Consider the following 20,649-nt stretch of genomic DNA (forward strand, 5'->3'; position numbering starts at 1 on the left):
TGAAAAAAAATGTCAGTTTTGTTTTCTAGTCCCAAGGGCGCGGCGCGCAGGGTGCCGCCGACAGGAGGTGCGCATGGGGTTTCCCGGCACATGGATGACGGACAGCGAAAGCATGGTCTACCGGGTGGTGCCGAAATGCGCCTGCTCGACCATCGGGCAGATCATGTATTTCTCGGACCACGGGGAATTTTTTGACGGCGACATCCACGATGCCACGTCCGGCCTGCACAAATGGGCGATCGAGGACAGCCACGCCCCGATTGAGCGCGTGGTGCGCGGGCACGAGGCGTTTGCCTTTACCTGTGTGCGCAACCCCTACACGCGCATCCTGTCGTCCTTCTTTGACAAGATCTGCGGCATCCAGCGCAACGGCAACCGCTATCGGGGCAAGCTGGTGCCGCTGTTGATCCAGAAATACGGCATCGAGGTCGGCGGCGAGGACGGCAAGCAGGAGTTCGACCAGATCGCCAGTTTCCGGCGTTTCCTGCTGTTTGCCCGCGACACGATCCGCTGGCGCCGCCCAATGGACCCGGACATCCATTGGTCGGCGATGTCGGGGCATATCTCGACCTTCATCGTCAATGGCGGGCGCTACGACCACATCTTCTTTACCGAGAAGTTCAACGAGGGGATGCAGGGCGTGCTGGACGCGGTGGAAACGCAGCACGCGGTAGATCTGGGCGCGGTGCCGCGGTTCAATGAATCCTCGGGGCACGGTCCGAAACGCGCCCACCCGGTAGAGGCCTATTTCGACGACCTGTCGATGCACCTAGTCTATGAGATCTACAAGCGCGACTTCGAGCTGTTCAAATACGATTTCGAGAATCCGGGGAACAAGATGCCCATCGGCGAGGTCGACCTGGACGAGGTGCACGCCAAGCTGGGCGAGTAGGGCGGCACGGCACGGGGGCTACGGTCTAACGCAAAGGGGCGGCGCCACCGGCACCGCCCCTTGTTCGTTTCCCAGCCCGCTTATTCAGGCTGGCAGATTTCGTGCCGGGCGATGGCGACGGCCGTGCGGCCCAGCAGCAAGGCGATGATGACCACCAACAGGCCCAGCAGCCCACCGCCCAGGTAGGTATGCACCATGGAGCCAGTCTGCCCCGCGTAAAGGAAGGTCGCGATGGTCAGCGCGGCCAGCGGGAAGGACAGCGCCCAGAACGACAGGGCAAAGGGCAGCTTCAGGATCTTGGGCAGTTGCGTTGCCACGATCAGGGCGAACACATAGGCCGCGTTGATCAGGAACATGGCGAAATTGTCCAGCTCGCCGTTGATCTTCATCCAGGCGATAAAGCCGATGGCAGGCGGCGCGATGAGGATCACCAGCGTCGGCTGCAACCGGCCCGGAAGCGGGTCGTGGAAGGTCAGGCGGTTCATCACCAGCGCCAGCAGCACCACCCAGAACAGCAGCCCGCCCGAGAAGAACAGCCAGGAAATATCGGTATAGCCCAGCTGCGCCCCGGCAATCGGGACCAGGATGTTGCCCACCGGGGGGATGAACCACGCCGCGTTCAGGTGCCCGGGTTTGAAATCACGGTGACCGATCCAGTCAGAGATGACCAGCAGCGACAAGAGACCCTGTAGCGTGGTGCCCACGATCCACAGCGGCTCGGCCAGCGGCGGATACTGGTTCATCGTGATGATCGACATCAGGATCAGCGAGATCGAAATCGTCGGGAAGAAGGCCAGCCGCACCGGGTGGTGCCATTCCCAGGCCGCCATCTTGAAGTGGAACAGAACCTTCAGCAGATAGCCGAGGGCGACGACCGCCAGCAGCGCGGCCGAGAAATAGAACGCGACATGGGAATACAGGTGGTGGGTGTGCGGCTCACCGGCGGCGGCGGGCCAGAACGCCTTTTCCCCGGCGTGCAGCGCCAGGGTCAGCCCGCCCATGCCCATGACGGTTGCGAAAAAGGTGATCGGGTAATGGGCCAGGCGGCTTTCGCCGCCTGCGCCTGCGTGGTTTTCTGCGGATGCGGTCATCTCTTGAGAGACTCCTTGAAGACGTTAGCGTTCCTCGCCGCGCCGCCGCGTGAAGGCCTGGACCACATAGGCCAGGAAGGTCAGGCCGCCGGCCCCCGCTACCCCGGTCATCAGCAATACGATTAGGTCGATCGGCCCCCCGATGTCGGAGAATCCCGAATTCGTCATGTATTGCACGAACAGGATCGCGGCGATCCCGCCAATCGGGGCCGACAATTCGGCCCGCGCCAGATAGCGTCCTTCGATGCTGCGGTCGCGAATCAGAACAAAGATGAATGCAAGAGTAATCATTATGGCCACGACCACCATCGCCCAGAACAGCGCGCTGCCAAAAATCTCTTGAAAAACAGCGATCAAAGTTTCGAGAGTGAGTTCTTTCATGTCTTGGTCCTCCTCGCGCGGGCTTACGCCTTGCCGCGCAGCATCGCGTTATAGGTTGCCTTCAGCGCCACTTCCTTCATCAGCCAGGAAATCCACAGTTCTTCCAGCGGCGCGATCACGCCGGGGAAGGAGGGCGTCAGGTTGTTCTTGTAGTCAAATTCCACCAGCATCGCCCGACCCACGCGGGTAATCAGCGGGCACGAGGTGTAGCCGTTGTAGGTCGAGGGGCTGAGCTTGCCCTCGATATCGGCGACAAGGTGATCCTCGGCCACCGGCACCTGCCACTTGACCGACGCGGCGGTCTTGCCCTTCGGCACGCCCGCGATGTCGCCCACGGCAAAGACGTTGCGATAGCGGACATGGCGCAGGGTTTCCTTGTCAACCTCGGCCCAGCCCTGGTCCACCCATTTGCCCGACTGCCACGGCAACGGAGAGTTGCGCACCGCATCGGGCGCCACCATCGGCGGAATGACGTTGGTAAAGTCGTAATCGGTTTCGACATCGCCCTCGGGGGTAGAGAAGGTGATGATCTTCTTGCCCGGGTCGATGGCCTTCATCACGTGGTTGTATTCGGTTTTCACCCCGCGGTCGTCATACAGCATGCGGACCTTCTCGTTCACGATCGGGACCGAGAACAGGCTGCCGCCATGGGCGAAGTAGTTGATGTCCACCCGGCCGCGGCTGCCCTTCTTGCGGGCATAGTCATCGGTCAGGAAGGTGTATTTCAGCGGCGCGCCGGCGCATTTCATTTCCGTGGCCGGGCGGAAGAAGACGGCCTTGCCGCCCTCGTCGGTGAAGCGATCCATCGCGGCCCAGGTGTCGGCGGCCTTTTCGGGGCCGGCATAGACGGCGCCGATGCCGTTGGTGCCGACCATGTTCATGTCGAACCCTTCGACGGCATCCCAGTCCAGTTTCAGGCCGGTGGCCAGGATCAGAAAGTCATAGGCGACGGTCTTGCCGCCGGTGGTGACGACCTTGTTACCCTCGGGGTCGATCTCGGCGGCGCCCTCTTCGATCAGGTCCACGCCGCGCGGCAGCCAGTCGGTTGTGCGGCTGACCGGGTAATCGGCCGATTTCAGGCCGGCGGCGACCAGGGTGAAACCGGGCTGGTACAGGTGCCGCTTGCGCGCGTCGATGATGGTGATCTTGGCGCCGTCCAGACGTTCGACCAGGCGGTTGGCCATGGCGGTGCCCGCGGCACCGGCGCCCAGGATCACGATGTTGGCCTTGGTCTTGACCTTTTCGGCGCGCGCGGGGCCCGCAGCGCCCGCCAGCGCCAGGCTGCCCGCAGCCATCCCCAGGAAGGCCCGGCGCGAAGCGGTAAGTTGGTCGAGGTCTTTCATGCGTGGGTCTCCTCCGAGAAACATTCATATGCGTGCATGTGTATGCGTGTGTATACGCGATTCCGAAGGCCTGTCAAAGATTCATGTTTCAGGTGAAAGGACTTTTTTCGCGCCGCGCCTGGCTGTCCGCGGGCCAGAAAAAAACCGGCCCGCGCAATGCAGGCCGGCGCAGGCGGGTGGCCCCCGGAAAGGGGCCGCCCGAAGGGAAACGGCGTTACTTGTCGCCGTTATCCATGACTTCGCTGTCGGAGTGCATTTCCAGCCACATTGCGTTCACCACGGCGAAGAGTGCGGCGAGCGGAAGGCCGAGAATCCAGGCGAAATACCACATCTAGCTGCTCCTTTCTCAGTAAACGCTGTCGGAGTTGTCGAGGACATCCTCGGCGGTCACCTTGCCCCACAGCACCTTGTAGACCCAGGCGGTGTAGGCAAGGATGATCGGCACGAAGATCACCGCCGAGACCAGCATCACGAACAGCGTCAGGTGCGAGGACGAGCTGTCCCAGACCGTCAGCGACGAGTTCGGCTCGATGCTGGAGGGCAGGATGAACGGGAACATGGTCAGCCCCACGCTGGAGATGATGCCCGTGATCGACAGTTTCGAGGCGATCATGGTCCAGCCCTCTTTCCCGGCCTTGAAGCCCAGGAAGGCCAGCGCCGCGCCCGCGATGCCCAGGATGGGCGCGATCGCGATCCAGGGACGGCTGGCATAGGCTGCCATCCACGACCCGCCTTTTTCCACCTCGCTCAGCAGCGGGTTGGAGTGCCCGTCGGTCACCACCTCGCCGGTAAAGGCGTAGGCATCGACCCCGGCGGCCAGCCACAGGCCCGCCAGCACATACAGCGCGATGGTCACAAGCGCCGCGTAGGTGCCGAAGATGCGGGCACGGTGGGCGACGATGCCCTCGGTCTTCAGCACCAGCCAGGCGGCGCCGTGCATCACCAGCATCGCGACCGAGACCAGACCGGCCAGCAGCGCGTAGGGGTTCAGCAGACCGAAGAGGTTGCCCTCGTACATCGGCATCAGATCCTCGGTCAGGTAGAAGGGCACGCCCTGCAGCACGTTGCCGACCGCCACACCGAAGATCAGCGCAGGCACGAAGCCGCCGACGAACAGCGCCCAGTCCCAGGCCGACCGCCAGGTTTCGGATTCACGCTTGGAGCGATACTTGAACCCCACCGGGCGCAGGATCAGCGCCGCCAGGATCAGGAACATCGCAAGGTAGAAGCCCGAAAAGCTGACCGCATAAAGCGGCGGCCAAGCGGCGAAGATGGCGCCGCCGCCCAGGATGAACCAGACTTGGTTCCCTTCCCAGACGGGGCCCACGGTGTTGATCGCCACGCGGCGCTCAACGTCGGTTTTCGCGACGAAGGGCAGAAGCGCCCCCACGCCAAGGTCGAAGCCGTCAGTCAGCGCAAAGCCGATCAGCAGCACGCCCAGCAGCAGCCACCAGATGACCCGCAGGACTTCGAAATCCATGAATTCATGAAGGATCATTGCATTTACTCCGCGGGTTGGACGCTGCTGTCACCCCGGCCGGACAGCCGGTCGTTGTGCTTTTGGGTCCAGGCGTCGGTTTCGGCGACATCCATGTACGGGCCCTTGCGGATGTATTTCACCATCAGGCTCATCTCGATGATGAAGAGGATCGAGTAGAAGGTGACAAAACCCGCAAGCGTCAGGGCAACCTGGGTCACGCTGAGGTTGGACACGGACAACGCGGTCGGCAGGACACCGTCCACCGTCCAGGGCTGACGCCCGAACTCTGCCACGAACCAGCCCATTTCGGCGGCGATCCACGGGGTCGGAATGGCGATAACGGCCATCCACAGCGACCAGCGCGGGAAACGCATGTTGTAGAACGACGCCCGGACGAAGAAGTAGGCCAGCACCGCCACGAAGGCGAAGCCAAGCGCCACCATGATGCGGAACGCCCAGAACAGCTGCGGCACGCCCGGCACGGTGTCGAACGCGGCCTGCGCGATCTGTTCCTCGGTCGCGTCACGCGGATCCTCGACATAGCGCTTCAGCAGGAAGGCAAAGCCCAGATCGTCGCTATGCTCTTCAAAGCGCGCGGTCATTTCCGGCGTGGCGTCGGCCTTGGCGGCGCGGATGTCCATCAGCGCGTCATAGGCGATGATGCCGTCGCGGATGCGGTCCTCGGCCTCGTCCACCAGGTCGTTGATGCCCGGCATTTCCTCGGTCAGCGAGCGGGTGCCGATCAGGCCCATCACGACAGGGATCTTCAGCGCGAACTGGGTTTCACGCTCTTCCATGTTCGGGGCGCCGATCAGGTTGAAATGCGCGGGGGCCTCTTCGGTTTCCCACATGCCCTCGATCGCGGCCAGTTTCATCTTTTGGGTGTGCGTGGCCGAGTAGCCGGATTCGTCACCCAGGATGACCACCGACAGCGCCGAGGCCAGGCCGAAGCTGGCAGCCACCGCGATGGAGCGGCGGGCAAGCTCGGTATGGCGGCCCTTCAGCAGGTACCAGGCCGACACGCCGAGGACGAAGACCGAGGCGGTCACGTAACCGGCGGACACGGTGTGCACGAATTTCGCCTGCGCCACCTCGTTGAACATCACCTCGAAGAACGAGGTCATCTCCATCCGCATGGACACCGGGTTGAATTCGGCCCCGACCGGGTTCTGCATCCAGCCGTTGGCGATCAGGATCCACAGCGCCGAGAAGTTGGACCCAATGGCGACCAGCCAGGTCACCACAGCGTGGGTGACCTTCGACATCTTGTCCCAGCCAAAGAACATCAGCCCGACGAAGGTCGCCTCAAGGAAGAAGGCCATCAGGCCCTCGATGGCCAGCGGCGCGCCGAAAATGTCCCCGACATAGTGGCTGTAGTAACTCCAGTTCATGCCGAACTGGAATTCCATGGTGATGCCCGTCGCGACCCCCAGCACAAAGTTGATGCCGAAGAGCGTGGCCCAGAATTTCGTCATCTGGCGCCAGATCGGGCGGTTGGTCATCACATAGACCGTCTCCATGATCGCCACGATGATCGACAGACCAAGCGTGAGCGGCACGAAGAGGAAGTGATACATAGCTGTCATGGCAAATTGGAGCCGTGACAGCTCGACTACGTCGAGTTCCATTGGGCGGACCTCCTAAGGCCGATACCGTACTATTTCCCTTCGATATGCGACAAAATGCGCATATTAGAGTTTTTCTAGGTATACATTCGTGTGCGGACTTTGACCTAGATCAATATCACATCTCCGAGATGCATATTTTAATCCGCCGAATCGATCCTAGCGCATTCGGATCAGCCGATCGGCCCAATCCTGCTCTGCCTTACGGTGGGATGCGGTCAGGATGGCGGCCTTTGGCAGTGTCTCGCGAATCCCTGCCAGCACACGTTGCGCGGTAGGCCGATCTAGCCCTTCGGTCGGTTCGTCCAGCAGCAGAACGCGGGGGCGACGCACCAGCGCGCGGGCCACGGCCAGGCGGCGCTGTTCGCCCCCCGACAGGCCGGCGCCATTCTCTGACAGGGGGGCATGCAGCCCGCCGCGCCCGGCCACGGTGCTTGACAGGGCCACGGCCTCCAACACGGTCAGAGCGCGGTCCTCGGTCAGGGACGGGTCGGCAAGGGCCAGCATCTCGAAGAAGCTGTGCCCCAGCAATGCGCTGCGCTGGGGCAGATAGGTAATCTCGGCCCGCAGGGCCGGTTCGGGGATATCGGACAGGGGGCGCCCGCCCAGCAGAACCTGCCCGGCATCGGGCCGGATCAGCCCGGCCGCCAGCCCGAGTGCGGTACTTTTGCCCCGCCCGGACGCCCCGGCAAGGGCCACCGTTTCACCGGGGGCCACGCTGAGGGTGAAATCGTCCAGCACCGGCCGTTCGGCGCCAGGATGGCGGTACAGGATATGCGCCAGGTCCAGCGCGGGTGCGGTGGGCACAGGCCGGGGCGCGGCGTGGGGCTGCGCGGGCACCGGCTGGCCCTCATCCTCGGGCAGCAGGCGGCGCACCCGGCGTGCGGCGTCCAGCATCCGGCCCAGGTCGGCCAGCCCGCGGCGCAGCGGTTGCACGGTTTCGGTCAGCGCCAGCGTGGCAAAGAACCCAAGGGCCGCCTGCGCCGGGGTGATCGTGCCGCGTGCGGCCAGCGCACTGCCCAACCACAGCGCCGTACCGGCCGAGATCGTGGCCGTCAGCGCCAGCAGCAGCCCCGCGCGCCGTTCCAGCCGGTCGGTTGCGTCCAGATTTTCGCGCATGCGGGTTTCGGCGGTGTCCACGGCGGCGGCCTGATCGGGCAGGCGGCCATAGACCACCAGATCGTCGCGCACGCGCAGCAGGTCGATCACCCGGATGCGAAAGGCCTGCAATGCCTTTTCCGCCCGGCGCGAGGGCGCCTTGGCGTGGCGCGCGGTCCAGGCCAGCACGATCCCGACGCCGACGGTAAAGCTGAGAACGATCCAGGCGGCCAGGATCGGATCGGTCAGCCACGCCAACAGCGCGAAGGTGGCGACATAGACCACCACGGCGGCCACCGCGGGAATGAACAGGCGCAGGGCGATGCCGTCCAGCGCATCCACATCCGCGACCAGCCGGTTCATCGTTTCCGCCCCGCGCAGCCGCGACAGCGTCTGGAACGGCAGCGCCAGCACCCCGCGCAACAGCCCGACGCGGATGTCGGTCAGGCTTTTCAGGGTGGCGTCATGGGTCAGCAATCGTTCGCCATAGCGTGCTGCCGTTCGGCCAAGCGCCAGCAGCCGCACCCCGGCCGAGGGCTGGAACACGTTGAAGGCGATGCCGATGCCCGCCAGCCCCGCCGCCCCGGCGGCGGTGATGAACCAGCCCGACAGGCCCAGCAGCGCCACGCCCATCGCCACCACCGCAACGGCCAGCGCCGTGCCCCGGATCAAAGAGGTGCGCTGCTTGCGCCAGATCAGGCGGAGGATATGCAGGATGTCCTTCATGCCGCGTCCTCCGCCGGGGTCATCGCGATCTGGCGGTCCATGCGGGCGGCCAGGTCGGCGTCATGGGTGGCCACGATCAGCGCCGTGCCGGTGGCGACAAGGCCTAGCAGCCCCTCGGTCACCTGGGCGGCGGTTTCCGCGTCCAGGTCGGCGGTGGGTTCATCCGCCAGCAGCAGGTCGGGATGGGCATGCGCCGCGCGGGCCACGATCAGGCGCCGCGCCTCGCCGCCCGACACGCCCATGCCGGTTTCGCCCAGGCGGGTGTTCAGACCGCGCGGCAGGGTGGCCACCACCGCGTCGGCGGCGGACAGTTTCAGCGCCCGGTCCAGCGGCAGCGCCCGGCCGGGCCGCACCGCCAGCGTCAGGTTGTGGCGCAGGCTGCCTGACAGGAACCGCGGGTGCTGCGGCAGCCAGCCCAGCCGGGCGCGCCAGGCGTCGGCGGTGTCCGCGTTCAACACCTCATCGCCTATGCGGATCTCGCCCTCTGTCGGGGCGGCCATCCCGGCGATCAGTTTCAGCAGGGACGATTTGCCGATGCCGCTGGGGCCGGTGACGGCCAGCGTTTCACCGGGGGGCAGGTCGAAATCGGGAAACCGGATCAGCCGCCCGCCCGGTGGGCGGTAGGCCAGCCCCCGCACCGACAAGGTGGCCGGCGTGCCCAGCGGGGCAGCGGCCGCGCCGGTGCCAAGGAAGGAGGTTTCCTCTTGCGATTCCAGATCGTGCAATTCGCGGGCCACGGCGCTGGCATCAGCCTTGTCGTGCCAGGCGGCGGCCAGATCGCGCAGCGGCTGAAAGTAGTCGGGCGCCAGCAGCAGCAGGAACACCCCCTCGGCCACGGTCAGGGGCGTGGCCCAGGCGCCGAACTCCAGCTCACCCAGCAGGGAAAAGCCGACGAAGACGGCGACCATCGCCACGCCGATCGCGGCGAACAGTTCCAACACGGTGGAGGACAGGAAGGCGACGCGCAGCACCTCCATCGTGCGGGCGCGCAGCCGGTCGGCCGCGCCCTGAAAGCCGCCCACGGTCCGTTCGGTCGCGTCCAGCAGGCGGATATCCACCAGCGCGCTGAGCCGTTCCAGCAGCAGGACGTTCATGTTGGACAGCTCTTCCATCTGGCGTTCGCTGGCCTTCTTGGCGGCCATGCCCACCAGGGCCATGAAAACCGGGATCAGCGGCCCGGCGACCAGCAGCACCAGCCCCACCGCCCAGGAAAAGTAGAAGGCCACCGCCAGGATCACCAGCGGCACCACGTTTGCGCGCCGCTTGGCGGGCGCATAGCGGGTCAGGAAGGGCGTCAGCGCGGCCAGCTTTTCGGCGGCCAGGGTGGCGGTCTTGGCGGCGGGGGGGCGCGCGGGGTCGTCGGTGGCGCGGCGCGATTCACGTTCGATCAGCTTGGCGCGTTCGCGGGCCAGCACCGTGTCGGCGGCGCGAAAGGCCAGCGCCCCGGCCCGATTGTCCAGCAGGGCGCGCAGCACCCCCACGGCAATGAAGATCAGGGCATATAGCCCCGGATGCCCCCAGATCCGTTCGGGTTCCAGCATGTGCGCGATGGCCAGCGCCACCGCGCCCGCCTGGATCAGCCACAGCAGGGACGCCGCAGTGGCCAGCAGCCCGGCCCGTTCCAGTTCGCGCCGCACGGGCGCCGTCATCGCGGCCAGCCGCCGGGCGGCGGGGTCGTCCTTCTTCGCGCGTTTCCGGCTCAAGACCTGCCCAATCCCTTCGCGTTTTCCGGTGTGGCCCGTGCTGTGTTTCACGGGACTTGCGTGATCTTTAACAGGCCCTATGCTTGTTGGAACCCGTATGTGAGATAAATCATTATCCACGACGGTTGGCAAAGAGAACCATCGGATGAGGCTGACGATCCGCACCAATATCGCCATGCGCGCGCTGATGTATTGCGCCGTGAACGGTGGGCGGACTGTGCGCAAGGCCGATATCGCACAGGCCTGCAATACCTCTGAAAACCACATGGCGCAGGTCATCAACACGCTGGCCAATCACGGTCTGGTGCAAACCACCCGGGGCCGCCATGGCGGGCTGACGCTGAAGCGCGCGCCCGAGGATATCACCGTGGGCGAGGTGTTCCGCCACCTGGAGGCGGGCGTTCCCTTTGCGGAATGTTTCGACCCCGAAACCAACACCTGTCCGATTTCCTGTTCCTGCCGACTGAAGGGCACCCTGCAAAAGGCCCTGGCTGAATTCTACGCCGAGCTGGACTCGGTCACGCTGGCGGATCTGGTGAACGGCAACCAGCCGTTGGAAGCGGCGTTGACGCTGGGCTGATACGCTTGGCAGCAGGGCGTGCGGCAGGGTAGAACGGGCAAAACCCGGAGCCACGCTTGACCTACGCCTCGCCCCCGATCCCGGACGATCCCGACACATTGTTGCGCGCGCTGTTCGATGTCGCCGTTGCCGCGGCCGATTCCATGCGCGTCGTGCCCGCCGCCCTGCCGCCCCGGCCTGACGGGCGGGTGGTGGTCGTGGGGGCGGGCAAGGCCTCGGCCCGGATGGCAGAGGCGGTAGAGGCCGCCTGGGGGCCGTGCGCGGGGCTGGTGATTACCCGCTATGGCTATGCGCGCTCCTGCCAGGGGATAGAGGTGGTGGAGGCCGCCCACCCCGTGCCCGACGCGGCAGGCGATGTCGCCACCGGGCGGATGCTGCGCCTGTTGCAGGGGCTGGGCGAGGGCGATTTCGTGCTGGCGCTGATCTCGGGCGGGGGGTCGGCGCTGCTGGTCCAGCCCGCGGGCCAGATCACGCTGGAGGAAAAGCGGCAGGTGAACGCGGCGCTCTTGGCCTCTGGCGCGCCGATCGGGCAGATGAACGCGGTGCGCAAGCATCTGAGCCGGGTCAAGGGCGGGCAGCTGGCCGCCGCCGCCTATCCCGCGCGGATGCTGGCGCTGATGATTTCCGATGTGCCCGGCGATGATCCGGCCTTTATCGCGTCCGGCCCCACGGTGGGGGATGCCAGCACCCCGGCGGATGCCCGCGCGATCCTGGATCGCTGGGGCATCGTGCCGCCGAAATCCGTGGCGGATGTGCTGGCGGGGGAAACGGGCGTTCTGGCCCCCGATGCGGCGCAGTTGGCGCGGGTGGACAACCGCGTGATCGCCGCGCCCGCCCAATCGCTGGCCGCCGCCGCCGATCTGGCACGCGCCACTGGCTGCGACGTAGACATCCTGGGCGACGCGCTGGAGGGCGAGGCGCGCGAACTGGCCGCCGAGCATGCCGCGCTGGCGCTGGACCGGCAGCGAGCGATGGCGCCCTGGGCGCGGCCGCTGGTGCTGCTGTCGGGGGGCGAATGCACGGTGACCCGGCGCGGGGACGGTCTGGGCGGGCCGAATGCCGAATACGCGCTGGCGCTGGTGGCTGCACTGGCGGGCGCGCCGGGGATCCACGCGATTGCCTGTGATACCGATGGCGTCGATGGCGCGGCCGAGGTCGCGGGCGCGGTGATCGGCCCCGCCACGCTGGACCGTGCCCGGGCGTTGGGGCTGGACCCGGCGGTGGCGCTGGCGACCAATGACAGCCACGCCTTTTTCGCGGGCGTGGGGGCGCAGGTGATCCCCGGCCCGACCCTGACCAACGTCAACGATTTCCGCGCGATCCTGGTGCAGCCGCCCAAGGGCTGAGTTTCCTGCTGGACTTGGCGAATTCGAACAATAGCTCGTGATAGAGAGGCTTCTGTGAGGATGCGCACAATGTCGGTCGAGACCTGGGACGAAATCCGCACCGCCTATCACGTTGCCCGGAGGGGCACGGTCAGCGGCGCGGCCGAGGATCTGGGCGTACACCACGCCACCGTGATCCGCCATGTCGACGCGCTAGAGGCCCGGCTGGGCGTCAAGCTGTTTCAGCGCCACGCCCGCGGCTATACCCCGACCGAGGCCGGAGAGGATCTGTTGCGGGTCGCCCAGATTACCGACGATCAGTTCACCCAGCTGGCCGGTCGGCTGAAGGGGCAGCGCAGCGCCATGACCGGGGAACTGACCCTGACCACGGTGGATGCGCTGGCCCCCCTGCTGGTGCCGGTCCTGGCCGGGTTCCAGGTGGAACATCCCGATCTGTCCGTGCGCCTGCTGGCCGATGCGCGCCTGTTCCGGCTGGAATACGGCGAGGCCCATGTGGCCGTGCGGGCGGGCGGGCGCCCGGACGAGCCGGACAACATCGTGCAGGAACTGGGGGTGCAGCGCACGGCCTTGTTCGCGCATCGCAGCTATGTCCAGCGGCGCGGCCCGCTGGAGGATTTCGCCGCCCATGATTTTGTCGGCCACGCGGACGAGGGGCACCGCGCGCCCTTCAACCAATGGCTGGCCGCGAATGTGCCGGGCGACCGTATCCGGTTCCGCGCCTCGGACGCGCGCGCCTGCATCGAGGCCGTGCAGGCCGGTGCAGGGATCGGGTTCGTGCCGCTCTGGCGTGCGGCGGGCGATCCCGACCTTGTGGAAATGCACCCGCCGCTGGACGAATGGGCAGTGTCGCTGTGGCTGGTGACCCATGTCGACCTGCACCGCAGCGCCAAGGTGCAGGCCCTGACCGCGCGTCTGAAAGAGGCGGCGCAGGGCTGGCCCTGACGATCAGGCGGGATCGGCGGCCCCCAGTTCGGCCTCAAGGAAACGTTCGAACGCGTCCAGGTTCACCGCCTCGAACTGGCCAAAGCTTTGCATCCAGATGCTGGCATCGCGCATGGCGTCCGGTTCCAGCTTGCACCACTTCACGCGGCCCCGCTTTTCCTGGCTGATCAGCCCGGCGCGGGTCAGGATGCCCAGATGCTTTGAAACCGCAGCCAGGGACATGTCGAAGGGGTCCGCTACGTCGGTGACGGCCATGTCGTCCTCTAGCAGCATCACCAGGATCGCCCGCCGCGTCGGGTCGGCGAGTGCCGCAAAGACCAGGTCCAGCTTGTCATCCATGGGGGCAGCTTCGGCGCTGGCGCGGCATTCGTCAACCTTTCGGTTGAATATGCGGCGGGGCCTGGCGCGGGTCGTGGGGCGGGTGCGCAGAAAGCAAAAGTATTTAGTATCAACGGGTTGCGCAACTTGCATGACGCTTGACTCATTTCGGGCCGCTCTCTAGGTTCACGGCGACTGTCCAAGGGGCACTCGACATGATCGACCCGGCCGAAAAAGAACGGCTTGAGCGGCTGGAAGCCCGCATCAAGACGCTGAAGAAAGCCGAGGTCGAACAGACCGAGACGCGCCACCAGGACGAACATTATTCTCAGGCGCAACTGGCCTGGCGGATGGTGATAGAGCTTGTTGCCGGTCTGGGGATCGGCTTCGGCATCGGGTTTGCGGTGGATACCTGGTTGGGAACCATGCCGCTGTTCCTGGTGCTGTTCATATTGCTGGGCTTTGCGGCCGGGGTGCGCGTGATGATGCGCTCGGCACAAGAGGTCCAGGCACAACAGGCGGCGCAGGCCGCGGATGAGACGAGGGATTGAACGTGGCGGAAGAAGCGACCGGCGGCCTGCAAATCCACCCGATGGACCAGTTCATCGTGAAGCCTCTGTTCGGCGGCGATGCCATCCACTGGTACACGCCCACCAATGTGACGCTGTGGATGGCGATTTCGGTGCTGTGTGTGGTGCTGCTGCTGGTCATCGGCACGCGCGGCCGGGCGATCGTGCCCTCGCGCATGCAGTCGGTGGCCGAACTGGCCTACGGCTTCGTCTACAAGATGGTCGAGGATGTGGCAGGCAAGGACGGCCTGAAATACTTCCCCTACATCATGACGCTGTTCATCTTTATCGTTTTCGCCAACTTCCTGGGTCTGATCCCGACGGCGTTTACCACCACCTCGCATATCGCGGTGACGGCGACCATGGCGCTGGCGGTGTTCTTCGGCGTGACGATCCTGGGCTTTGTGAAACATGGCGCCGGTTTCCTGCGCCTGTTCTGGATCGACCAGGCGCCGCTGGTGCTGCGGCCGATCCTGGCGATCATCGAGATCATTTCCTACTTCGTGCGCCCGGTCAGCCACTCCATCCGGCTTGCCGGCAACATGATGGCCGGCCACGCCGTTATCAAGGTGTTCGCGGGCTTTGCCGGGGTGCTGGGCGTGGGGGCCGTGTTCCCGCTGGCCGCCATCACCGCCGTTTACGCGCTGGAGACACTGGTTGCCTTTATCCAGGCCTATGTCTTCGCGATCCTCACCTGCGTCTACCTGCGCGATGCGCTGCATCCGCACCACTAAGACGCAATCACAGAATCTGCCAATTCCAACGTAAGGAGAAATCGACATGGAAGGCGATATCGTTCAAATGGGTGCCTACATCGGTGCCGGTCTTGCGTGCACCGGCATGGGCGGCGCCGCCGTCGGTGTGGGCCACGTCGTGGGCAACTACATCTCGGGTGCCCTGCGCAACCCCTCGGCGGCCGCTTCGCAGACCGCCACCATGTTCATCGGTATCGCGTTCGCCGAAGCCCTGGGGATCTTCTCGTTCCTGGTCGCGCTTCTGCTGATGTTCGCTGTCTAAGACACGCCTGATCCGATCCTTACGGCCGGGTGGGCGCAGACGCACCCACCCGGTGTAATATCAGGTTTCAGGGGACCGAGATGGCATCAGAAACGCACACCGCCGAAGGGGCTGCCCACGCCGCCGACGCTGCCGCGCATGGCGGTGAAGCTGTCGGTATGCCGCAGCTCGACTTTTCGACCTTCCCGAACCAGATCTTCTGGCTCGTGGTTACGCTGGTCGTTATCTATTTCGTGCTCTCGCGCATCGCGCTGCCGCGCATCGGCGCGGTTCTGGCTGAACGCCAGGGCACCATCGCCAACGATATCGCCACCGCCGAAGAGCTGAAGCTTCAGGCGCAAGAGGCCGAGCGCGCCTATGAAAAGGCGCTGGCCGATGCCCGTGCCGAGGCGCAGCGGATCGTTGCCGAGACCAAGGCCGAGATCAAGGCCGACCTGGACGCCGCCACCGCCAAGGCGGATGCCGAGATCGCGGCCAAGCAGGCCGAGGCCGAGGCCCAGATCGCCGAGATCCGCGCCGGCGCCATGGAAAGCGTCACCGAGGTTGCCAAGCAGACCGCGCTGGACGTCGTGGCGGCCATGGGCTTCCGCGCCGACGCCTCTTCCGTCAACGCGGCGGTCGACGCCAAGCTGAAAGGGTAGACCGATGAAGAAACTCGTTCTCGCTCTGCCCCTTGCCGTGCTGGCCGGTCCGGCGCTGGCCGCATCGGGGCCGTTCTTCTCGCTCTTCAACACCAACTTCGTGGTGCTGATCTCTTTCCTCGCCTTCCTGGCCGTGCTGATCTACCTGCGCGTTCCGGGCAAGCTGATGGGGATGCTGGACAAGCGCGCCGAGGGCATCCAGAAGGATCTGGACGAGGCCCGCGCGCTGCGCGAAGAGGCCCAGACCATCCTGGCCTCTTACGAGCGCAAGCAGAAAGAGGTTCAGGAACAGGCCGAGCGGATCGTCGATACCGCCCGCGTCGAGGCCGAAGCCGCCGCCGCGAAGGGCAAGGCCGACCTGACCGCCGCGATCGAGCGTCGCCTGGCCAATGCCGACGAGCAGATCGAACAGGCCAAGGCCGGTGCCGTCAAAGCCGTGCGCGACCGGGCCGTCATCGTGGCCGTTGCCGCCGCGCGTGACGTGATCGCCCAGCAGATGACGCCGCAAACCAGCGAAAAGCTGGTGGACCAGGCCATCGGCGAGGTTCAGGGCAAGCTGAAGCTGCACTGACAGGTCCGTTGACCAGATTACAGAAGGCCCGGCGTTTCGCGACGCCGGGCCTTTACCGTTTCGGGCCTGTCAGCCCTTGCCCAGCTCGTGTTCCAGGCGTTGGCGGGCGATGGCCTCGTTCCGCTCGGCCTGCAGGTTGTCGGACAGCGCCTTTTGGACATAGCTCAGATGCCGTTCGACGGCGGCGCGCGCCGCAGCGGGGTCACGGTCTTGCAGGGCGTCGTTGATGGCGCGGTGCTGGTCCAGCAGCATGGTCCTAGTCGTGCGTTGCCGGAACATGATCTGGCGGTTGTAGAACACGCCCTCGCGCAGCAGATCGAACATCGCGCGCATCATGTGCAGCATCACCACGTTGTGGCTGGCTTCGATGATCGCCAGGTGGAATTCCGCGTCCAGGTGCGCCTCGTCGCTGGGATTCCGCTTGCCGTTCGCGGCCTCCATCTTGCGAAAGATCGTGTCGACCACCTTCAGATCGGTGTCCGACCCCAGGCGCGCGGCCCGTTCGGCGGCCAGCCCCTCCAAGTCGCGGCGAAAGGCGATATAGTCGAACAGCGCCTCTTCGTGGGTGCCCATCAGGCGAACCAGCGCGTCCGAAAATGCGCTGCCCAGAACCTCGGCCACGTAGATGCCGGCGCCGGCGCGGCTGACCAGCAGGCCGCGCTGCTGCAATTCCGCGATGGCCTCGCGCAGCGACGGGCGCGACACGCCCAGCTTTTCCGACAGGTCGCGTTCCGAGGGCAGACGCTCGCCCGGGCGCAGAACACCGCGCAGAATCAGCAGTTCGATCTGCCGAACCACGGCGGTTGCAAGTTTCTCGGGCTGGATCTTCTGGAATGGCATTGGTGCGCTCCTGCTTTGGTCAAAACATATGACCGCTTTGCAGGGGGCGCAATGGCGGGCGCCCCGAAGGCCGCCCGCCGCAGGATCAGGCCGTGGGCCGAATCACGATTTCCACCCGGCGATTCTGCGCCCGGCCCTCGGGCGTCAGGTTGGAAGCCACGGGCTCATCCTCGCCCCGACCGAAGGAGCGGATCCGCGTGGTATCAACCCCCGCGCCGGTCAGCACCGCCGAGACCGCCCCGGCCCGCCGGGCCGAAAGATCCTGATTGTAGCTGGCCGCGCCGGTGTTGTCGGTATGCCCGATGACATCGACCGTCGTGTCGGGATAGCGGCCCAGGCTGCGGGCCAGAACCTGCAGATCGGCGCGCAGGTCCGCGCGCACCGCCGCGCTGTCGGTGGCGAACAGAATGTCCTGGGGCATGGTTACCACCAGTTCGGACCCGGTGTTCACGACGCTGATCTCGTCGCTGCCGAAGTCCTGGCGCAACTCTGCCGCCTGCCGGTCCAGCCGCTCGCCGATCACGCCCCCGGCGATGGCGCCGCCGACCGCCCCGACAATGGCGCCGGTGCGGCGGTCGCGCTTGTTGTCGCCCAGCAGGATGCCGGTCAGCGCGCCCAGGCCTGCCCCGATGGCCACGCCCTCCTTGGTGCGCTGCTTGGGGTCGCCGGTGTTGACCGAAGGGTCGGTACAGGCGCCAAGCGCCAGCAGCGCGGCGCTGCCCAGTAGGGTCATGCGGGAAATGCGGGTCATGTCTGCCTCATGTCATTGTCGTCCGTTCAAATCGAACATGGGACGAATATAAGGCCCCTGGTCCCCCGGCGCGAGGGCATGGGCAAAGCCTTGCCGATGGATCTGTCACGCGCCGATGGCCTCGGCCCGGGCGCTTTCGTGGGCCAGCATGGCGCGCTTGACGCCCAGCCCCCAGTGATAGCCCCCCAGGGCGCCATCCTTGCGCAGGGCGCGGTGGCAGGGGATCAGATAGCTGATGGGGTTGCGCCCGACCGCGCTGCCCACCGCGCGCACCGCCCGCGGGTTGCCCACCGCGCGGGCAATTTCCGAATAGGTGGTGACATGGCCCGAGGGCACGCGCAGCAGTGCCTCCCATACCTTGATCTGGAAGGGGGCGCCGATCAGGTGCAGCCGCAGGTCGCCCTTTTGCACAAACGCCGCCGCCGCCAGCGGCGCCACCTGGTCCGGGTTTTCCCCGAACCGGGCCTTTGGCCAGCGGGCGCGCATGTCGGCCAGGGCGGCCTCGCGCCCGATTTCCCCGGTAAAGGCCAGGCCGCACAGCCCCTTGTCCGTTGCCATGGCCAGCGCCTCGCCAAAGGGGCTGGGGCAGAACCCGTAGGAAATCGCCAGCCCTTCGCCGTGGCGGGCGTAATCGCCGGGGCTCATCGCCTCCCACCGCAGGAACAGATCGTGCAGGCGGCCCGTGCCCGACAGCCCCAATGCGTGCGCGGCCTCCAGCGTGGTGAAGCGGTCCCGCAGCAGGGCGCGGGCGTGGTCCAGCGTCAGGTATTGCTGATAGCGTTTGGGCGAAACGCCGACCCAGGCGGAAAACACCCGCTGGAAATGGGCGGGGCTCATGTTCATTTCGGCGGCCAGTTGGTCCAGCGCCAGCGTCTGCCCGCCTGCCGCGTCGATCCGGTCGATCGCACGGCGGATGACCGCGTAGTGATAGCTTGCCTCTTGGTCCATGGCCGGTCCCTTTCCTTGTCGGATGAGAATAGGCGCGCGGCCCGCCCCGCGCGACCCGGAACCTGCGGCAAATGCCGCCGCGCCGCCCTTGCCCCCATGGCAGGCTGCGGGCATAGAGGGGGCATGGCCAAGCCGCTGGACTATCATACGATCCACGAGATCTTTACCCGCTTTCACGCGGCAGAGCCCGAGCCCAAGGGCGAGCTGGAACATGTAAACGCCTATACCCTGCTGGTCGCCGTGGCGCTGTCCGCGCAGGCGACGGACGCGGGGGTGAACAAGGCCACGCGGGGCCTGTTTGCCAAGGTGGACACCCCCCAGGCGATGCTGGAGTTGGGCGAGGACGGGCTGATCGCGCATATCAAGACGATCGGCCTGTATCGCAACAAAGCCAAGAACGTGATGAAGCTGTCGCGTATCCTGGTCGATGACTACGACGGCCAGGTGCCCTCGTCCCGCGCGGCGCTGCAAGCGCTGCCCGGCGTGGGGCGCAAGACCGCCAATGTGGTGCTGAACATGTGGTGGGGCCTGCCCGCGCAGGCGGTCGATACCCACATTTTCCGCGTCGGTAACCGCACCCGCATCGCGCCGGGCAAGACGGTGGATGCCGTGGAACGCGCCATCGAGGATAATGTTCCCGCAGAGTTTCAGCGCCACGCCCATCACTGGCTGATCCTGCACGGGCGCTATCACTGCAAGGCGCGCAAGCCCATGTGCCCCACCTGCCTGATCCGCGACCTGTGCCCATTCGAGGAAAAGACCCAATGACCAAAGCCTATCACGTTGTCGGTATCGGCAATGCCCTTGTCGACGTTCTGGCCCATGCCGAGGAAAGCTTTCTGGAAAGCCACGGCATCGGCAAAGGCATCATGCAGTTGATCGATATGGAACGCGCGGTGCAGCTTTACGGCCAGATCGGCCCGGCGCAGGAAATCTCGGGCGGGTCGGCGGCCAACACGATTGCCGGGATCGCGCAGCTGGGCGGGCGCACCGCCTATGTCGGCAAGGTCAAGGATGACCAGCTGGGCACGATCTTTGCCCATGACCTGCGCGCGCAGGGGGCCGATTTCGACACCACGCCCGCGCCCAAGGCGGCCGAGGGCGAGACCGGGCGTTGCATCGTGCTGGTCACCCCCGATGGCGAGCGGTCGATGAACACCTATCTGGGCGTGACGGAACACCTGACGCCCGCCGATATCGACGAACGCCTGATGGCCGGGGCCGAATGGATCTACCTTGAGGGCTACCGTTTCGACGGGCCGGACAGCCACGAGGCCTTTGCCAAGGCCATCGGCGCGGCCAAGGCCGCAGGCGGGCGCGTGTCGCTGACCCTGTCCGATCCGTTCTGCGTGGAACGCCACCGCGACGCGTTCCGCAAGATGATCCGCGAGGATGTGGACATGCTGTTCGCCAACCGCGCCGAGATCCTGTCGATGTATGAAACCGAGGATTTCCACGAGGCGCTGAGCCGCGCGTCCGCCGAGATCGACATCGTCGCCTGCACCGATTCCGAGAACGGCGCGCATGTGTTGTCCGAGGGCAATCACTGGCACGTCCCGGCGGTGCCGACGCAGGTGGTGGACGCCACCGGCGCGGGCGACCTGTTCGCGGCGGCGTTCCTGTATGGCGTGACCCACGGGCACGATCTGGAAACCGCGGGTCGCATGGGTTGTGTCGCAGCCAGCGAGATCATCAGCCATATCGGCGCCCGGGCCGAGGCAGACCTGACTGCGCTGTTCAAGGAACACGGGCTGATCTGAACGCTTTTCAGCCGGGTTGAAGGTGCC

Annotated in this window: 23 protein-coding genes; 11 read left to right on the forward strand and 12 right to left on the reverse strand. The window is 65.8% G+C overall.

The features are described 5' to 3' along the window. Positions 1-73 precede the first annotated feature (73 nt). Positions 74-892 carry a sulfotransferase family protein gene (locus tag EV656_RS11505; RefSeq protein WP_132604009.1) on the forward strand — a complete coding sequence of 273 codons (819 nt, stop codon included), beginning with the start codon at positions 74-76 and terminating at the stop codon, positions 890-892. An 80-nt stretch (positions 893-972) separates the two neighbouring features. On the opposite strand, the gene EV656_RS11510 is transcribed toward EV656_RS11505, so the two are convergent. From EV656_RS11510 to cydD, 8 genes are all read right to left on the reverse strand, one after another. After that, the gene (locus tag EV656_RS11510) at positions 973-1,983 is read right to left on the reverse strand and encodes an SLAC1 anion channel family protein (protein WP_132604012.1); all 1,011 of its coding nucleotides are present in this window, start codon (positions 1,981-1,983) and stop codon (positions 973-975) included. A 24-nt stretch (positions 1,984-2,007) separates the two neighbouring features. Continuing rightward, a complete protein-coding gene (locus tag EV656_RS11515) occupies positions 2,008-2,364 on the reverse strand; it encodes a DUF5368 domain-containing protein (RefSeq protein ID WP_132604015.1) in 357 nt (118 codons plus the stop codon). Between the two features lie 23 nt (positions 2,365-2,387). Continuing rightward, complete coding sequence (locus tag EV656_RS11520) at positions 2,388-3,707, reverse strand: NAD(P)/FAD-dependent oxidoreductase (RefSeq protein WP_132604018.1); 1,320 nt, start codon at positions 3,705-3,707, stop codon at positions 2,388-2,390. A 214-nt stretch (positions 3,708-3,921) separates the two neighbouring features. Next, the gene (gene cydX / locus EV656_RS11525; protein WP_132604021.1) at positions 3,922-4,038 is read right to left on the reverse strand and encodes a cytochrome bd-I oxidase subunit CydX; all 117 of its coding nucleotides are present in this window, start codon (positions 4,036-4,038) and stop codon (positions 3,922-3,924) included. 15 nt (positions 4,039-4,053) lie between these two features. After that, entirely contained in the window at positions 4,054-5,205 is a 1,152-nt protein-coding gene (cydB, locus tag EV656_RS11530) for a cytochrome d ubiquinol oxidase subunit II (protein WP_132604024.1), read from the reverse strand. 5 nt (positions 5,206-5,210) lie between these two features. After that, positions 5,211-6,815, reverse strand: a complete 1,605-nt coding sequence (locus EV656_RS11535; protein ID WP_132604028.1) for a cytochrome ubiquinol oxidase subunit I — start codon at positions 6,813-6,815, stop codon at positions 5,211-5,213. 156 nt (positions 6,816-6,971) lie between these two features. Continuing rightward, positions 6,972-8,636: a thiol reductant ABC exporter subunit CydC gene (cydC, locus tag EV656_RS11540; RefSeq protein WP_132604031.1), complete on the reverse strand. Its 1,665-nt coding sequence runs from the start codon at positions 8,634-8,636 to the stop codon at positions 6,972-6,974. Further along, entirely contained in the window at positions 8,633-10,339 is a 1,707-nt protein-coding gene (gene cydD / locus EV656_RS11545) for a thiol reductant ABC exporter subunit CydD (RefSeq protein ID WP_242469039.1), read from the reverse strand. Before cydD ends, cydC begins: the two co-directional genes overlap by 4 nt. A 145-nt stretch (positions 10,340-10,484) precedes the next feature. Here cydD and EV656_RS11550 point away from each other — a divergent pair, with 145 nt between their 5' ends. The 3 genes from EV656_RS11550 to EV656_RS11560 all read left to right on the forward strand — a co-directional run bounded on the left by EV656_RS11550 (position 10,485) and on the right by EV656_RS11560 (position 13,207). Further along, complete coding sequence (locus EV656_RS11550) at positions 10,485-10,919, forward strand: RrF2 family transcriptional regulator (RefSeq protein ID WP_132604034.1); 435 nt, start codon at positions 10,485-10,487, stop codon at positions 10,917-10,919. A gap of 143 nt (positions 10,920-11,062) precedes the next feature. After that, positions 11,063-12,265 carry a glycerate kinase type-2 family protein gene (locus EV656_RS11555; protein ID WP_207287078.1) on the forward strand — a complete coding sequence of 401 codons (1,203 nt, stop codon included), beginning with the start codon at positions 11,063-11,065 and terminating at the stop codon, positions 12,263-12,265. 69 nt (positions 12,266-12,334) lie between these two features. Then, positions 12,335-13,207: a LysR family transcriptional regulator gene (locus tag EV656_RS11560; RefSeq protein ID WP_132604038.1), complete on the forward strand. Its 873-nt coding sequence runs from the start codon at positions 12,335-12,337 to the stop codon at positions 13,205-13,207. Between the two features lie 3 nt (positions 13,208-13,210). Here EV656_RS11560 and EV656_RS11565 read toward each other — a convergent pair whose 3' ends face one another. Continuing rightward, positions 13,211-13,546, reverse strand: a complete 336-nt coding sequence (locus EV656_RS11565; RefSeq protein ID WP_132604041.1) for an ArsR/SmtB family transcription factor — start codon at positions 13,544-13,546, stop codon at positions 13,211-13,213. 194 nt (positions 13,547-13,740) lie between these two features. Here EV656_RS11565 and EV656_RS11570 point away from each other — a divergent pair, with 194 nt between their 5' ends. The 5 genes from EV656_RS11570 to EV656_RS11590 all read left to right on the forward strand — a co-directional run bounded on the left by EV656_RS11570 (position 13,741) and on the right by EV656_RS11590 (position 16,323). Then, on the forward strand, positions 13,741-14,076 hold the full coding sequence (locus EV656_RS11570; RefSeq protein WP_132604044.1) for an AtpZ/AtpI family protein: 336 nt from the start codon (positions 13,741-13,743) through the stop codon (positions 14,074-14,076). A gap of 2 nt (positions 14,077-14,078) precedes the next feature. Continuing rightward, positions 14,079-14,828, forward strand: a complete 750-nt coding sequence (locus EV656_RS11575) for a F0F1 ATP synthase subunit A (protein ID WP_279432469.1) — start codon at positions 14,079-14,081, stop codon at positions 14,826-14,828. A 46-nt stretch (positions 14,829-14,874) separates the two neighbouring features. Continuing rightward, positions 14,875-15,111 carry a F0F1 ATP synthase subunit C gene (locus EV656_RS11580; protein WP_074220027.1) on the forward strand — a complete coding sequence of 79 codons (237 nt, stop codon included), beginning with the start codon at positions 14,875-14,877 and terminating at the stop codon, positions 15,109-15,111. Positions 15,112-15,191: 80 nt separating this feature from the next. Further along, the gene (locus tag EV656_RS11585; RefSeq protein WP_132604047.1) at positions 15,192-15,752 is read left to right on the forward strand and encodes a F0F1 ATP synthase subunit B'; all 561 of its coding nucleotides are present in this window, start codon (positions 15,192-15,194) and stop codon (positions 15,750-15,752) included. A gap of 4 nt (positions 15,753-15,756) precedes the next feature. Beyond that, positions 15,757-16,323, forward strand: coding sequence for a F0F1 ATP synthase subunit B (locus EV656_RS11590; RefSeq protein WP_132604050.1), 567 nt, complete (start codon positions 15,757-15,759; stop codon positions 16,321-16,323). A 69-nt stretch (positions 16,324-16,392) separates the two neighbouring features. On the opposite strand, the gene EV656_RS11595 is transcribed toward EV656_RS11590, so the two are convergent. From EV656_RS11595 to EV656_RS11605, 3 genes are all read right to left on the reverse strand, one after another. Further along, a complete protein-coding gene (locus EV656_RS11595; RefSeq protein WP_132604053.1) occupies positions 16,393-17,163 on the reverse strand; it encodes a FadR/GntR family transcriptional regulator in 771 nt (256 codons plus the stop codon). Between the two features lie 85 nt (positions 17,164-17,248). After that, positions 17,249-17,914 carry a YiaD family glycine zipper/OmpA-like lipoprotein gene (locus tag EV656_RS11600; RefSeq protein WP_132604056.1) on the reverse strand — a complete coding sequence of 222 codons (666 nt, stop codon included), beginning with the start codon at positions 17,912-17,914 and terminating at the stop codon, positions 17,249-17,251. A gap of 105 nt (positions 17,915-18,019) precedes the next feature. Next, a complete protein-coding gene (locus EV656_RS11605; RefSeq protein ID WP_132604059.1) occupies positions 18,020-18,862 on the reverse strand; it encodes a methylated-DNA--[protein]-cysteine S-methyltransferase in 843 nt (280 codons plus the stop codon). A 123-nt stretch (positions 18,863-18,985) separates the two neighbouring features. On the opposite strand from EV656_RS11605, the gene nth reads away from it, so the two are divergent. Then, positions 18,986-19,630, forward strand: a complete 645-nt coding sequence (gene nth, locus EV656_RS11610) for an endonuclease III (protein ID WP_132604062.1) — start codon at positions 18,986-18,988, stop codon at positions 19,628-19,630. Further along, a complete protein-coding gene (locus EV656_RS11615; RefSeq protein ID WP_132604065.1) occupies positions 19,627-20,622 on the forward strand; it encodes an adenosine kinase in 996 nt (331 codons plus the stop codon). The genes nth and EV656_RS11615 overlap by 4 nt, the downstream gene beginning before the upstream one ends. The last annotated feature ends 27 nt before the right edge of the window (positions 20,623-20,649 follow it).

The sequence above is a fragment of the Rhodovulum adriaticum genome (genome assembly GCF_004345735.1).
GTDB classification, from domain to species: domain Bacteria; phylum Pseudomonadota; class Alphaproteobacteria; order Rhodobacterales; family Rhodobacteraceae; genus Rhodovulum; species Rhodovulum adriaticum.

Excerpts from the sequence above, each read along its gene's own strand:
- EV656_RS11580 (WP_074220027.1), top strand. The coding sequence starts at position 14,875 with ATGGAAGGCGATATCGTTCAAATGGGTGCCTACATCGGTGCCGGTCTT.
- nth (WP_132604062.1), top strand. The coding sequence starts at position 18,986 with ATGGCCAAGCCGCTGGACTATCATACGATCCACGAGATCTTTACCCGC.
- EV656_RS11560 (WP_132604038.1), top strand. The coding sequence starts at position 12,335 with ATGTCGGTCGAGACCTGGGACGAAATCCGCACCGCCTATCACGTTGCC.
- EV656_RS11570 (WP_132604044.1), top strand. The coding sequence starts at position 13,741 with ATGATCGACCCGGCCGAAAAAGAACGGCTTGAGCGGCTGGAAGCCCGC.
- cydX (WP_132604021.1), bottom strand. The coding sequence starts at position 4,038 with ATGTGGTATTTCGCCTGGATTCTCGGCCTTCCGCTCGCCGCACTCTTC.
- EV656_RS11585 (WP_132604047.1), top strand. The coding sequence starts at position 15,192 with ATGGCATCAGAAACGCACACCGCCGAAGGGGCTGCCCACGCCGCCGAC.
- EV656_RS11550 (WP_132604034.1), top strand. The coding sequence starts at position 10,485 with ATGAGGCTGACGATCCGCACCAATATCGCCATGCGCGCGCTGATGTAT.
- EV656_RS11515 (WP_132604015.1), bottom strand. The coding sequence starts at position 2,364 with ATGAAAGAACTCACTCTCGAAACTTTGATCGCTGTTTTTCAAGAGATT.
- cydC (WP_132604031.1), bottom strand. The coding sequence starts at position 8,636 with ATGAAGGACATCCTGCATATCCTCCGCCTGATCTGGCGCAAGCAGCGC.
- cydB (WP_132604024.1), bottom strand. The coding sequence starts at position 5,205 with ATGATCCTTCATGAATTCATGGATTTCGAAGTCCTGCGGGTCATCTGG.
- EV656_RS11600 (WP_132604056.1), bottom strand. The coding sequence starts at position 17,914 with ATGACCCGCATTTCCCGCATGACCCTACTGGGCAGCGCCGCGCTGCTG.
- EV656_RS11535 (WP_132604028.1), bottom strand. The coding sequence starts at position 6,815 with ATGGAACTCGACGTAGTCGAGCTGTCACGGCTCCAATTTGCCATGACA.
- EV656_RS11555 (WP_207287078.1), top strand. The coding sequence starts at position 11,063 with ATGCGCGTCGTGCCCGCCGCCCTGCCGCCCCGGCCTGACGGGCGGGTG.
- EV656_RS11565 (WP_132604041.1), bottom strand. The coding sequence starts at position 13,546 with ATGGATGACAAGCTGGACCTGGTCTTTGCGGCACTCGCCGACCCGACG.
- EV656_RS11510 (WP_132604012.1), bottom strand. The coding sequence starts at position 1,983 with ATGACCGCATCCGCAGAAAACCACGCAGGCGCAGGCGGCGAAAGCCGC.
- EV656_RS11595 (WP_132604053.1), bottom strand. The coding sequence starts at position 17,163 with ATGCCATTCCAGAAGATCCAGCCCGAGAAACTTGCAACCGCCGTGGTT.
- EV656_RS11520 (WP_132604018.1), bottom strand. The coding sequence starts at position 3,707 with ATGAAAGACCTCGACCAACTTACCGCTTCGCGCCGGGCCTTCCTGGGG.
- EV656_RS11605 (WP_132604059.1), bottom strand. The coding sequence starts at position 18,862 with ATGGACCAAGAGGCAAGCTATCACTACGCGGTCATCCGCCGTGCGATC.
- EV656_RS11505 (WP_132604009.1), top strand. The coding sequence starts at position 74 with ATGGGGTTTCCCGGCACATGGATGACGGACAGCGAAAGCATGGTCTAC.
- EV656_RS11615 (WP_132604065.1), top strand. The coding sequence starts at position 19,627 with ATGACCAAAGCCTATCACGTTGTCGGTATCGGCAATGCCCTTGTCGAC.
- EV656_RS11590 (WP_132604050.1), top strand. The coding sequence starts at position 15,757 with ATGAAGAAACTCGTTCTCGCTCTGCCCCTTGCCGTGCTGGCCGGTCCG.